Genomic DNA, 12977 nt, shown 5'->3' with positions numbered 1-12977 from the left:
ACCCACATGGCGCCCACTTCAAACGGGTCGCCACCAGAGAATTCTCAACCCCCGGTCGGCCTCCCGACCGGGGGTTTTGTTTTTTCAGCCCCAACACTTTTAGCGACACACCAGACATTCAGAGGATTCAAAACATGAACTACGCCACTTATTACCGTTACGACAGTTTTACCGCCTGGCGATTTACCACCCTCCGCTCGGGACAGCCTGCCGCCTCCGATCGGTCACCCACAGGTGGCAAGCACACACACGCAGCCAATCCGGCCAATTGTCGAACACCCCAGTAGGGCCGAGCGCGCGGGCACGAACCCGCCACCAGCCCAGGAAGCCTTGAATATGAACTCGTCCGTCTCCGCACTGCCGCTGTCCACCATGAGCCCTGCCAATGAAGCGCTGACCCTGCGCCTGCCCAGCTCATTGCAACTCAAACAGCAATTGCCCCTCGGCAACGCCCTGACCCGGCAAGTCGCCGCCCACCGCCAGGCGGTTCGCGCGATCCTCAACGGTGAAGATTCCCGACTGCTGATCATCGTCGGCCCCTGCTCGATACACGATCCAAAGTCAGCCCTCGAATACGCCGGTAATCTTGCCCGCCTCGCCGCCGAAGTCAGCGACGAAATGCTGCTGGTGATGCGTGCCTACGTCGAAAAACCCCGCACCACGGTTGGCTGGAAAGGCCTGGCCTACGACCCGCACCTCAATGGCAGCGATGACATGGCCGCCGGCCTGACGTTGTCCCGCGAGCTGATGCGCGAAATGCTCCGCCTGGGCCTGCCCGTTGCCACTGAGCTGCTGCAACCGATGGCCGCCGGCTACTTCGACGATCTGTTGAGCTGGGTGGCGATTGGCGCCCGGACCACGGAGTCGCAGATCCACCGGGAAATGGCCAGCGGGCTTGGCATGCCTGTAGGGTTCAAGAACGGGACAGACGGCGGTGTCGGTGTCGCCAGCGACGCCATGCGCTCCGCCGCTCATCCTCATCGCCATTTCGGTGTCGATAGCCAGGGACATCCGGCGATCATTCAAACCCCGGGCAATGCAGACACACACCTGGTATTGCGCGGCGGCCATCGCGGGCCGAACTACGACAGCGCCAGCGTCGCCCAGGTGAACAGCGACCTGACCAAGCTCAGGATTCCGCCTCGAATCATGATCGATTGCAGTCACGCCAACAGCGGCAAAGACCCGTTGCGCCAGCCAGCCGTGTTCCAGGATGTACTTGAACAACGCCTGCAAGGTGATCGTTCGCTGATCGGCATGATGATCGAGAGCCATTTGTTCGAGGGCTGCCAGCCGTTGAGTTCACCGCTGAAGTATGGCGTGTCAGTTACGGATGGCTGCCTTGGCTGGTCCGGGACGGAAATGTTGTTGCGCGATGCAGCGGATAGATTGCGGAAACAAATTCGCACTTAACAATCGCTCTGGTGTTGAGCTCCCTTGCGCCCTCTACGGCGCAAGCTGAGTTCCTCGCTCCCCGTACAATTTGTAACGTTTAGATGCTGCATTCGTGAATGCTTTTGGACGACGATTGAAGCACAAGAGTTCTGACGAAAAAAATCTGAATGATTATGCATGGAAGCAAATCTACAGAGTAAGAAAAAAGTAACGCCAGCTCGATTCAAGCAGGCACAGCGCATTATCATCAGCAGTAACGAGGTCAAGGATGGATAAAAAATATTTCACTAAACACTTACTATTGAGCGCACTGTACCTAATTACAGCTAGTGCTGCTTTTTATATTGATGACAACCTTTTTTACCATGACATTAAACTTGTCACACTTATGCTACTCAGCACATTGCTATACCCACTCTCTAGGTACTTTACAACCGCCAGCGCCTACAAACTGACAGGACCGGAGTTCTGGAGAAAGGATTTTTTTATCAAGGGAGACTCTACAGGAATAAATGCACTTTTTATATTTTTTTGCCTCGTCTTCGCCATCCCACTGGGCAGCACTTACTTGATATTCATGATATTAAAAAGGGGGTGAAAGCTGCCACCCCCTTTACACATCAGAGATTTATCACGTAGTCGTTGATCTTGCCCACCAGTGCATCATCAATCAATGCCCCCATCACAGCCGTTAGCAATGCAAATCCCAGAATAGTCAAGGGTGTCGCGGCCGTCAGGCCAAACATGAACGCTACCAGAGTGGTTGCACCCTTACCCACAACTAAAGACTCAACTTTTACAAAAAATGGCACCCAATCACCACTCCTAGATGATGTTTTCGCTTCAGCGAGCAAGCTGAAAAGATCAGTGATGTTACTAATAGCCTTCAGACCTTTACCGAATGCCGTCAGGTTTTTAGACATCACATCTTTATCTAGAGCGTCAAGAGCCCGAGCAATCGCTTCCCGGTCCTTGACTCCAAACTTCTTGCTCAAAACATTCTTATACTGATCAAAAGCCTTTATTGCCTCACCAGCATTACGAATCGTCTTCCCTTTGGCATTTTTCGAAAGTTCTTTCGCCAGCGCCTCGGCTCTTACACCAAATCGCTCACTCACCTCCTTATAAAAATCCATGGTAAACTTGATTGCACTCTGGATCTGTTCAGCTTCATTCGACCGCTCGGCCAAGCCGCCCAAGGCACTTGAAGTTGAAGTCAGGTGTCTTGCAGATTCGGCCTTCAACAAGGCGTCGTGGTAGCTGAGCCACTTTGTCCCAATCGGGGTGTGGGTTTGCAGATATACCAACTCATTGAGAGCCTCTAATTCAGGCTTGCTCAATGGCGAACTGATCTTCGGGTTCGCCGCTGTGAAATTGATGGTTACACCACCTCTTTTGAATGGAGGCGGTGCAACGACAGGTCTGATCTCTGCCATTTTGGTCGAAGCCATACGCTCTAGCGTCGCCTTGTAATGTAACAATACTTGAGTTTGGGTCATGCCAGTCAGGGAACCTGCCGCAGCAACGAGCTCTGTTTGAAGAAACTCGGGAAGTTGCTGAGCGTGAATATCCAGTTCCAAACCAATAATGCTAAGTCGCTGATTCTGCACAGCGAACCATGCGGCGCCATCTAGAGGAACAACCGACTCCGCTTGGCTTCTGCTGTTAGCTAGCTCGGCAAGTTTGCCAGCCAGAATATCCACCGAGAGCGAAAGCGCTTTGAGCTCCAATGCAGATTTATAGACGTTGTCAAACATGGAATACAGGCTCATGAGAGCTTGGGAGTCGGCGCTACCGGAGTTCAGAAATTCACGCATTTTCTGACGCGGCAGCACCCCCATCATAAAGAATGGACTCTGACCATAAAGGCCGTAGATATTTGGCACAATGGATATGTATTGCTTCTTTTTTGAGTCAATAAATTCCAGGGTGACCTGTTGGTCTACGGCAGCAGATTCTGAGGGTGCTAAAACTTGAGCGCTTTTTGCAGCGACTTTTCTTTCCTCTAATTCACGCGCGGTATCGGTGATGAGTGTATTGAATCGTGCATTGTATTCATTATCAATCTGCTGCTGACTGTAGACTTGTTCGTTCATAAACTCGGCCATAACGTTTGGCAACGCGACATCCCGAATTCCACTTGGACCTCCCTCCCCTCTACGTGGCCCGTCCTGCAACCCCCATCCACCATTATTTCCGCTGTAACCACCGCCACCACCAGGACCGAAGGTTTGCTGACGCCCAGCAACAATGTGCGTAGGTTTAATGTAGTAAGTTTCGCCTCGAACAAATCCATCATCTGCCATGTGTAACTTCTCCCATCAATCCATTGAAAGTTCGCCATCCAACAATCGACATCGAACGAGGCCTATTGAACGTCATAAAAAAATCTTGTGATGTCAGAAGAGCACTAAGTGCTACAGGGAATATTGATATTGATGTGGTAGGAATTAACGCCTTACAACTTTCTACCCAACGAATTACGTCGAGATATTTCGGCGAAGACCGTCCATAAATTCGAATGTACCTACTGATTTCCGCCTTCTTCAAAACTCATGAAACTTTCGTATACCCCATTTCCGTCAATGGCTTTAGAGTTAGGCGTAATACCACTCACACGAATGTTTGCGAAGATGTGCGATATGCAAAGGAATGCAAACACCTGTTATTCAATACTGCTGGCCCACGACTTTTCGGCGTCGAATGAATCGGCAAGTTCGAGGTCTTTGACGACACCAGGTAGACGCGGAGGAACGCCGGAGCAAGGGTGTCCGTTCCCTGCGCATCAGCCACTTATGACAACGAAGTACTTGATGATCAATTGCTTACGCAGATCGAGCGGGTACTGGAAAGAACTGGTGCACGCAAAGTCAACCTCATAGGACATCGCCACGGAACACTGACCACGCGGTCGCCCAGGCAAAAAGCGACCTGACCAGACTCGGGATCCGACTCGAATCATGGTCGATTGCAAGCCGTGTTCAAGGATGTATTTGAGGCACAGAACAACTGTTACTTGAAGCCGCAGACCGACTGCGAGCGGCGAACAACGCCCGATAATCAGCATCCTCCGTGCGCCCTCCAGCCTTCATGGAAAGACTGGAGGGCAAATGGCAATCAATGTCCCATCAGGGACTGCACCTGAACCAGTGTCACCCCCGATTGCTGACGGGTGCCGTCAAGGCGCTCGACTGAACAGGAAACACGGATCGCAGTATCTCGATGTTCCCTCCAGAACGGGTAGGGAACGATAAACACCAATGGCTCACCCGCGATGTCCCTGGTTATTACGCGGTCGTCACAGTGATTGAATTTCTCCCCGTCGCATGTCAGGCAAATCCGTTCTCCTTTATCAGCCTTGGGGTTTTCGATGACGACGGACACGCCATCCTGCGCATCTTGCAGATCCACCCAACCCTCGTTGGCTTCCAGCACAGTGGGTGCTCGCAGTGGCCGCCGCTCCAGGATGCCAACCATCAGTGCCGTTACTTCAGAATAACGAGGCCCCTGCCCCGCCTGTTTGACGCAATAGTCGACGGACACCGAGGAGCCCAGGTTGAGCGCAATGCACTCCGGACTGACCCAAAACGACAGTTCCTCCCCCACAGCGAAAGCCTCGACCTTGAGTGCATCACTGAAACTTGCTTCAACCGAAACACCCGCCCAGGTCAGCAACACCCAGTCGCCCGCCGCCATGCGCGCATAGGGTTTGATCGTAACGATCGCCCCTTCCTTCACCCGATCCGGATCAAGCGTTCTCCCCACCGCATCGCTCACCGTCGCGGGCAACAGATCGCACTGCACATCACCGACACTGAGCTGCAATCGACGGGAATGCACGGGCTCGGCCAATCGGGTACTGGTGAGTGAGTAACCGATTTCCAGTGAACCACCCTCAAGCGCCTCGATATGCATGCTACCCACGGCAAAGATAATGTCTTCGCCGACCCGGTCGTCACTGACAAAACGCGCCACCTGGTGATTGCAGGCAAGGCCATCGGCATCCAGCCCCGCCCAACTCAATAGCAATTTGTCGCCGCAGGTCATGCCTGGATAAGGCCGGACCCTGATGACGGCTTTTTTTTCACAGGGATTGAGAACGCCGTTTTGCGCCTGCTCAAGGATCGGCGGTGGCAATGGTTGCTGGGCGAGATTCAAGGTGTCGGGTTCATAAACAGTCATTCATTCGCTCCATTCCCTGGAATAAACACCGGACAGGTGGCCGGCTCCGTACGGCTATTTAACCTCATGCCGAACAGTCGTGATGTCGGCCTCTCACTCCGACCTGCTCGGAAAATCGATACATGCAAAGTAGGTCTTTGATCAGCAGCAACCTGATTGCCGCGAAAAGTCCTCGATCTATTCCGACTAAGGCTTCAACTGCTCTTGAGCATTCGCACTTGTTCTATTCCGTTTTCCTCAAGTTTCGGCGGACTTTTCATACATCGCGCCAACCTCGAGTGTTTTAGAGTGAAGCGCCATGCAGTCCCAATGAACTTCTGCGTAAAGGTATGAACATGCAAAGGAATGCAAGCACTCGTTACCCAATACTGCTGGTCCACGGGCTTTTCGGCTTCGAAAAAATCGGCAAGTTCGAGCTCTTTCACGACATCAGGCAGGCACTGAGGAACGCCGGAGTCAGGGTGTTCGTTCCCCACTTGTCGGCCATCCATGGCAACGAGGTACGCGGAGACCAATTGCTCGCACAGATCGAGCGGGTAATGGAAGGAACCGGTGCGCGCAAAGTCAACCTCATAGGCCATAGCCAGGGCGCACTGGCCGCACGCTATGCCGCAGCGATTGCGCCACACAGCGTGGCGTCGGTCACCTCCGTCAGCGGGCCGAACCATGGTTCGGAACTGGCCGACTTCCTGCGCAAGGCATTGACACCGGGATGCCTGCCGGAACATGTGGCCGAGACGGTGGTGACCCTGTTCGCCGACTTCCTCGCGACCTTGAGCGACAATCAGTATCAACCGCGAAACGCCATTGCCGCCCTCAATGCGCTGACCACCGAAGGCGTAGGCGCATTCAACGACAAATACCCGCAAGGGCTGCCCACCACCTGGGGTGGCAAGGGGTGCGAACAGGTCAACGGTGTTCGTTACTACTCGTGGAGCGGCGTGCTGCCAGCGAATGTTCTCGAACAAGGGCGCTATGCGCTCGATCCGCTCAACGCCTTTTGCCGGGCCCTTTCCGGTTATTTCGTCACGGAAAGCGAACAGAACGACGGTTTGGTCGGTCGCTTCAGCTCCCATCTGGGCACGGTTATCCGGTCCGACTATGCGCTGGATCACCTGGACTCCATTGGCCAGCCGACCGGGCAACTGCGTAGGGGTGTCGACCCGATTGATCTGTATGTCCAGCATGCCAGGCGCTTGCGGGACGCCGGCCTTTGAGCACCCACCTGCCGTGGATCCCCCGTGGAACGGAACTTTGAGGAGAAATCGCTCACTGAATCCGGTAGGCTCAGCACTTTATCGAGTATTGAAAGGAGTATTTTCCCATGGCTAAAGCCACTGCCCGTCACATCCTTGTTGCCTCCGAAGCCAAGTGCAACGAACTCAAGGCCCAAATTGAGGCTGGCGCCGATTTCGCCGAAGTTGCCAAGGCAAACTCCACTTGCCCATCCAGCCGCCAGGGCGGTGACCTGGGTTCGTTCGGGCCGGGCCAGATGGTCAAGGAATTCGACACCGTGGTCTTCAGCGCACCACTCAACGTGGTCCAGGGCCCGGTCAAGACCCAGTTCGGTTTCCACCTGCTGGAAGTGACCAGCCGTCAGGACTGATCGACGCCTGAGCTATTCACACAACGGCCCGCCTATTGGTGGGCCGTTGTGTTTGTGATGCGCAATACGGCTGGCGAGGGACGCGCCGCTAGCGTACAAATTGTCGTTAACGACTACCCGGCTCTAAGGCTGACAATGCGACTGGTTTTCCCTACCTTGCTGTTCACGGCCGTGGCCCTGCTGATGGATGCCTCGGGTGTGAATGCGGCACCGCAACAGGCAATGACCGTGTACGGCGAACCGGCCAAATATCCCACCGGCTTCAGTCATTTCGCCTACACCAACCCGCAGGCCCCCAAGGGCGGTACGATGCGGCGTTCGGCGATCGAAATCGGTCAGTTCGACCATGTCTTGCCCTACATCGACAAAGGCATCGGCGTTACACAGGTCGACGGTTTGCTCTATTCACCGCTGGCCCAGCGCTCCCTGGACGAGCCTTACACCGTGTACGGCCTGGTGGCCGAGAAGATGGAGCGCTCCGAGGACGGCCTGTCCCTGCGCTTTTACCTCAACCCCAAGGCGCGTTTTGCCGATGGCAAACCCATTACTGCCCAAGACGTACGCTACACCTTCGACCTGCTGATGACCCAGGGCAGCCTGCGCTACCGCACCCAGTTCGCCGACGTCAAAGGCGTCGAAGTGGAATCGCCACTGACTGTGCGCTTTGATTTCAAGAACAACGAAAACCGCACCCTGCCCCTGGACATCGCGACCTTGCCGGTGTTTCCCGAACACTGGTGGAAGAGCCGCGATTTCGCAGGTGGCGGTGGTTATGAAGCGCCGTTGGGCAGCGGCCCCTATAAAGTCGGCAAGATCGACTCGGGACGCAGCATCACCTTCGAGCGCAATCCCGACTGGTGGGGCAAGGACCTGCCGGTCAGTCGCGGCCTGTACAACTTCGATCATTTCAGCATCGAGTACTTCGGCGATACCGACGTGGCGCGCCAGGTCCTGCGCGGAGGCGCCTATGACTACAATCGCGAATTTTCCGCCACCGGCTATTCCATCGGCTACGACAGCCCGGCCCTGAGCGACGGTCGCCTGCAAAAGGCCCACCTCGCCACCGAGGCGCCGCAGCCGGCCCAGGGTTTTGTGTTCAACCTGCAAAAGCCCATGTTCCAGGACCGTCGCGTGCGCCAGGCGCTGGTGATGCTGTGGGACTTCGAGTGGAGCAACCGGCAGATGATGCGCGACATGTACATCCGCCAGCAGAGCTTTTTTTCCAATACCGACCTCGCCGCCCGGCAACTGCCGGATGCCGGTGAACTGGCGATTCTCGAACCGCTGCGCGGGCAGATTCCCGACGAAGTCTTCACGCAGGTGTTCGAAGCGCCGAAGACCGACGGCAGCGGCGTGATTCGCGACAAGCAGTTGCAAGCCCTGGACTTGCTCGAAGAGGCCGGCTGGAAACCCGATGGCGACCAATTGGTCAATGCCGACGGCGAGCCGCTGACCTTCACATTCCTGGTCAGCCAGAACGGCATGGACCGCCTGCTGCTGCCCTATAAACGCACGTTGAAACAGATCGGCATCGACCTGAACATCCGCCGCATCGACTCGTCCCAGTATGTCAATCGCCTGATGAGCCGCGACTACGACATGATCGTCACCGGCTACCCGGTCACCACCTCTCCGGGGGGCGAACTGGTCAATTACTTCGGTTCGGCGGCGGCCACCGACCCTGGCTCCAACAACTACATGGTATTGAAGAACCCGGCGGTGGACACCCTGATCACCGGGCTGATCCGCGCCAATACCCAGGCCGGCATGCTGCACTACGCCCATGCCCTGGACCGGGTACTGCAATGGAATTACTACTGGATTCCCAACTATTACCCGCCGGGCACCTCGACAGTGTGGTGGAACCGCTTTGGTATCCCGAACGTGCAAGCGAGCAATGACGAAGCCATCGAAAGCTGGTGGGAGATGAGCACCACGCCATTGACCAACCAACAGATGACGGCCGAGCGTATCAGCCGTGGCAAACCCGGAGGGCCGCACTGATGTGGGCTTACATATTGCGGCGCCTGCTGCTGATCATTCCGACGCTGGTGATCATTCTCCTGGTCAACTTTGTCATCGTCCAGGCCGCGCCAGGCGGGCCGGTCGAACAGGCCATCGCGCACCTGCAAGGCATTGGTGGCGCCGCGGTTGGTGGCAGTTCCGGCGAAGCCATGAGCGGCAAGTCCCGGTCCAGCCGAGGGCTCGATCCGCAGTTGATCAAGGACATTGAAAAACAGTACGGCTTCGACAAGCCGGCACACGAACGCCTCTGGCTGATGCTCACCAGCTATGCGCGCCTGGACTTCGGCAAGAGCTTCTTCCGTGGCGCCACCGTCACCGACCTGATCCTCGAAAAAATGCCCGTGACCATCTCCCTCGGGCTCTGGGCGACGCTGATCACCTACCTGGTGTCGATTCCCCTGGGCATCCGCAAGGCCGTGCACCATGGCAGCCATTTCGACATCTGGAGCAGTACCGCGATCATCATCGGCTATGCCATGCCGGCGTTCCTGTTTGCGATGTTCCTGATCGTGGTCTTTGCAGGCGGCACTTCGCTGAACTGGTTTCCGGTTCGCGGGCTGGTCTCGGACAACTTCGAATCATTGTCGACCCTGGGCAAGGTGGCCGACTACTTCTGGCACCTGGTGTTGCCGGTGACTTCGCTGGTGATCGGCGGCTTCGCCACACTGACCATCCTGACCAAGAACTCGTTCCTCAATGAAATCACCCGCCAGTACGTGGTCACTGCCCGGGCCAAGGGCTTGAGTGAACGACGGGTGCTCTACGGGCACGTATTCCGCAACGCCATGCTGCTGGTGGTGTCGGGCATTCCCCAGGCGTTCATCAGTGTGTTTTTTGCCGGTTCCCTGCTGATCGAGGTGATCTTCTCTCTCGACGGCCTGGGCCGCATGAGCTACGAAGCGGCCGTATCGCGGGACTATCCGGTGGTGTTCGGCTCGCTGTTCATCTTCACCCTGTTCGGCCTTCTGATAAAACTGGTCGGCGACCTCTGCTACACCCTGGTCGACCCGCGTATCGACTTCGCCGCGAGGAACGCCTGATGCTCAAGCTTTCACCGCTGGCCCGTCGTCGCTTCGAGCGTTTCAAGAAAAACCGTCGGGGCTGGTGGTCGCTCTGGCTGTTTATCGGTCTGTTCCTGATGACCCTGGGCGGCGAACTGATCGCCAACGACAAACCGCTGGTGGTCAGCTATCAGGGCCAATGGTACTTCCCGGTCTTCAAGCGCCACACCGAACAGGCGTTCGGTGGGCAGCTGCCGTTCCAGGCCGACTACCGCAGCGACTACGTGCAGAAACTGATCAAGAAGGATGGCGGCTGGTTGCTGTTTCCACCGATTCCGTTCAGTGACGACACACCCAACTACGACCTGAACACACCTGCCCCCAGCCCGCCCTCCAGCGTCAATTGGCTGGGCACCGACGACCAGGCGCGGGACGTTCTGGCCCGGGTGATCTTCGGGGCCCGGGTGTCGATCCTGTTTGCCTTGATGCTGACCTTTGTCAGTGCCCTGATCGGCATTGCCGCCGGGGCCCTGCAAGGCTATTACGGCGGCTGGGTGGACTTGCTCGGCCAGCGTCTGCTGGAGGTGTGGTCCGGGTTGCCGGTGCTGTACCTGCTGATCATCCTGTCGGGCTTCGTCGAGCCGAATTTCTGGTGGCTGCTGGGGATCATGGCGCTGTTTTCCTGGCTGGCCCTGGTGGACGTGGTGCGCGCCGAGTTCCTGCGCGGGCGCAACCTGGAATACGTCAAGGCCGCGCGTGCGCTGGGCCTGACCGACCGCAAGGTCATCGTGCGGCACATTCTGCCCAACGCCATGAACGCGACCTTGAGCTACTTGCCGTTCATTCTCACCGGGGCGATTTCCACCCTGACGGCGCTGGACTTCCTCGGCTTCGGCATGCCTGCCGGCAGCGCTTCCCTGGGCGAACTGATCGGCCAGGGCAAGCAGAACCTGCAAGCGCCGTGGCTGGGGCTGACGGCGTTCTTCACCCTGGCGCTGATTCTTTCTTTACTGGTGTTCATTGGCGAAGCCTTGCGCGACGCTTTTGATCCTCGATCTTGATTCGGAATGTAGAGATGACCAACCTGATCGAAATCCGTGACCTCAACGTGGCCTTCAGCGGCCAGACCGTGGTGCGCAATCTGTGCCTGGACATCCGCCCCGGCGAATGCCTGGCGCTGGTGGGCGAATCGGGTTCGGGCAAGTCGGTGACGGCCCACTCGATCCTGCAACTGCTGCCGCAAACCGAGTCCGAGACGACGGGCAGCATCCGCTATCGCGGCCAGGAACTGGTGGGTGCCGATGCCGGCATGTTGCGACAACTGCGCGGCAATCGCATCGCGATGATCTTCCAGGAGCCGATGACCTCCCTCAACCCGCTGCACAGCATCGAAAAACAGATCGGTGAAACCTTGCTGGTGCACAAAGGCCTGGCGGGCAAGGCGGCGCAAGCGCGGATCCTCGAATTGCTGCACCTGGTAGGCATCCAGAAACCCGAGGAGCGCCTCAAGGCCTATCCCCATCAATTGTCCGGCGGGCAGCGCCAGCGGGTGATGATCGCCATGGCCCTGGCGTGCGAGCCGGAACTGCTGATTGCCGATGAACCGACCACCGCGCTGGATGTGACGGTGCAACGCAAGATCCTGCTGCTGCTCAAGTCCCTGCAACAGCGGCTGGGCATGTCGCTGCTGCTGATCAGTCATGACCTCAATCTGGTGCGCAGCATCGCCCAGCGCGTGTGCGTGATGAAGGCCGGGGAAATCGTCGAGCAGGCGCCTTGCGAAGTCCTTTTCACTGAGCCGAAGCACCCTTACAGCTGCGTATTGCTGCACGCCGAACCCGAGGGCGAAGCCTTGCCCCGGGACGAGCGCGAAAACGTACTGGAGGTGGACAACCTGCAGGTGCGGTTTGCCGTCGGTGGTGGCCTGTTCCAGCGCAAGACCTGGCTGCGGGCCGTCGATGGCATCAGCCTGAATATTCAACGCGGCAAGACCCTGGGCATCGTCGGCGAATCCGGTTCGGGCAAGTCCACCTTGGGCCAGGCGATCCTGCGTTTGCTCGACTCCGAAGGCGGTATCCGCTTTCAGGGCCAGGCGCTGGATGGCCTGACGCAAAAACAGCTACGGCCGTGGCGCAAGAAGATGCAGGTGGTGTTCCAGGACCCCTTTGGTAGCCTCAGCCCGCGAATGTCGGTCGCGCAGATCATCAGCGAGGGCCTGGAAGTGCACAGCCAGCTGAGCACAGAAGAATGCAACGCCGAAGTGATCCGGGCGCTGAACGAAGTCGGTCTTGACCCGCAAAGTCGCCATCGTTATCCCCACGAGTTCTCCGGTGGCCAGCGTCAACGCATCGCCATCGCCCGGGCGCTGGTGCTCAAGCCGGCGTTGATCCTGCTCGACGAACCGACCTCGGCGCTGGACCGCACGGTGCAGAAACAAGTGGTCGCCCTGCTCCGTCAGCTTCAGGAAAAATACGGGCTGACCTATCTGTTCATCAGCCATGACCTGGCTGTGGTGCGCGCCCTGGCCCACGACATGATCGTGATCAAGGACGGCAAAGTGGTGGAACGCGGCGCCAGCCATGAGGTGTTTGACTCACCGCAGCATCCGTACACCAAGGAGCTGTTGGCGGCGGCGCTGTTGGGGCAGGCATAATCGCGCCACGCAGTTGAACCGTGTCGCAGCCATCGCGGGCAAGCCCGCTCCCACAGGGTATTTGTCGTACCCAAAATCGGTGGCAACCCCATATCCTGTGGGAGCGGGCTTGCCC

Annotated in this window: 9 protein-coding genes; 7 read left to right on the top strand and 2 right to left on the bottom strand. The window is 57.3% G+C overall.

What is annotated here, in order from left to right; genetic code table 11:
- The first annotated feature begins 336 nt into the window (after positions 1-336).
- Entirely contained in the window at positions 337-1413 is a 1077-nt protein-coding gene (locus ACMDB8_RS12095) for a 3-deoxy-7-phosphoheptulonate synthase (RefSeq protein ID WP_056724452.1), read from the top strand.
- 602 nt (positions 1414-2015) lie between these two features.
- On the opposite strand, the gene ACMDB8_RS12090 is transcribed toward ACMDB8_RS12095, so the two are convergent.
- Together ACMDB8_RS12090 and ACMDB8_RS12085 are read right to left on the bottom strand one after the other, a co-directional pair.
- On the bottom strand, positions 2016-3701 hold the full coding sequence (locus ACMDB8_RS12090; RefSeq protein WP_223542761.1) for a colicin-like pore-forming protein: 1686 nt from the start codon (positions 3699-3701) through the stop codon (positions 2016-2018).
- An 811-nt stretch (positions 3702-4512) separates the two neighbouring features.
- On the bottom strand, positions 4513-5577 hold the full coding sequence (locus ACMDB8_RS12085) for a hypothetical protein (RefSeq protein ID WP_056724445.1): 1065 nt from the start codon (positions 5575-5577) through the stop codon (positions 4513-4515).
- A gap of 335 nt (positions 5578-5912) precedes the next feature.
- Here ACMDB8_RS12085 and ACMDB8_RS12080 point away from each other — a divergent pair, with 335 nt between their 5' ends.
- From ACMDB8_RS12080 to ACMDB8_RS12055, 6 genes are all read left to right on the top strand, one after another.
- On the top strand, positions 5913-6794 hold the full coding sequence (locus tag ACMDB8_RS12080; protein WP_056725093.1) for an esterase/lipase family protein: 882 nt from the start codon (positions 5913-5915) through the stop codon (positions 6792-6794).
- A 107-nt stretch (positions 6795-6901) separates the two neighbouring features.
- Complete coding sequence (locus ACMDB8_RS12075; protein WP_008051985.1) at positions 6902-7183, top strand: peptidylprolyl isomerase; 282 nt, start codon at positions 6902-6904, stop codon at positions 7181-7183.
- A 135-nt stretch (positions 7184-7318) separates the two neighbouring features.
- Positions 7319-9187 (top strand): extracellular solute-binding protein, encoded by a 1869-nt coding sequence (locus ACMDB8_RS12070; protein WP_056724443.1) that lies wholly within the window; start codon positions 7319-7321, stop codon positions 9185-9187.
- On the top strand, positions 9187-10248 hold the full coding sequence (locus ACMDB8_RS12065) for a microcin C ABC transporter permease YejB (protein ID WP_056724441.1): 1062 nt from the start codon (positions 9187-9189) through the stop codon (positions 10246-10248). Before ACMDB8_RS12070 ends, ACMDB8_RS12065 begins: the two co-directional genes overlap by 1 nt.
- Positions 10248-11270 carry an ABC transporter permease gene (locus tag ACMDB8_RS12060; RefSeq protein ID WP_056724439.1) on the top strand — a complete coding sequence of 341 codons (1023 nt, stop codon included), beginning with the start codon at positions 10248-10250 and terminating at the stop codon, positions 11268-11270. The genes ACMDB8_RS12065 and ACMDB8_RS12060 overlap by 1 nt, the downstream gene beginning before the upstream one ends.
- 14 nt (positions 11271-11284) lie before the next feature.
- Positions 11285-12862: an ABC transporter ATP-binding protein gene (locus tag ACMDB8_RS12055; protein ID WP_056724437.1), complete on the top strand. Its 1578-nt coding sequence runs from the start codon at positions 11285-11287 to the stop codon at positions 12860-12862.
- Positions 12863-12977 lie beyond the last annotated feature (115 nt).

The organism is Pseudomonas monachiensis (assembly GCF_047345015.1).
In the GTDB taxonomy this organism is placed as follows: domain Bacteria; phylum Pseudomonadota; class Gammaproteobacteria; order Pseudomonadales; family Pseudomonadaceae; genus Aquipseudomonas; species Aquipseudomonas monachiensis.
Note: the sequence above shows the minus strand (reverse complement) of the source record. Positions and strands in the feature narration are given on the sequence as shown.

What these genes read in the sequence shown, in the direction of transcription:
- ACMDB8_RS12065 (WP_056724441.1), top strand. Translation starts at nt 9,187, where the DNA reads ATGTGGGCTTACATATTGCGGCGCCTGCTGCTGATCATTCCGACGCTG.
- ACMDB8_RS12085 (WP_056724445.1), bottom strand. Translation starts at nt 5,577, where the DNA reads ATGACTGTTTATGAACCCGACACCTTGAATCTCGCCCAGCAACCATTG.
- ACMDB8_RS12060 (WP_056724439.1), top strand. Translation starts at nt 10,248, where the DNA reads ATGCTCAAGCTTTCACCGCTGGCCCGTCGTCGCTTCGAGCGTTTCAAG.
- ACMDB8_RS12090 (WP_223542761.1), bottom strand. Translation starts at nt 3,701, where the DNA reads ATGGCAGATGATGGATTTGTTCGAGGCGAAACTTACTACATTAAACCT.
- ACMDB8_RS12055 (WP_056724437.1), top strand. Translation starts at nt 11,285, where the DNA reads ATGACCAACCTGATCGAAATCCGTGACCTCAACGTGGCCTTCAGCGGC.
- ACMDB8_RS12095 (WP_056724452.1), top strand. Translation starts at nt 337, where the DNA reads ATGAACTCGTCCGTCTCCGCACTGCCGCTGTCCACCATGAGCCCTGCC.
- ACMDB8_RS12080 (WP_056725093.1), top strand. Translation starts at nt 5,913, where the DNA reads ATGCAAAGGAATGCAAGCACTCGTTACCCAATACTGCTGGTCCACGGG.
- ACMDB8_RS12070 (WP_056724443.1), top strand. Translation starts at nt 7,319, where the DNA reads ATGCGACTGGTTTTCCCTACCTTGCTGTTCACGGCCGTGGCCCTGCTG.
- ACMDB8_RS12075 (WP_008051985.1), top strand. Translation starts at nt 6,902, where the DNA reads ATGGCTAAAGCCACTGCCCGTCACATCCTTGTTGCCTCCGAAGCCAAG.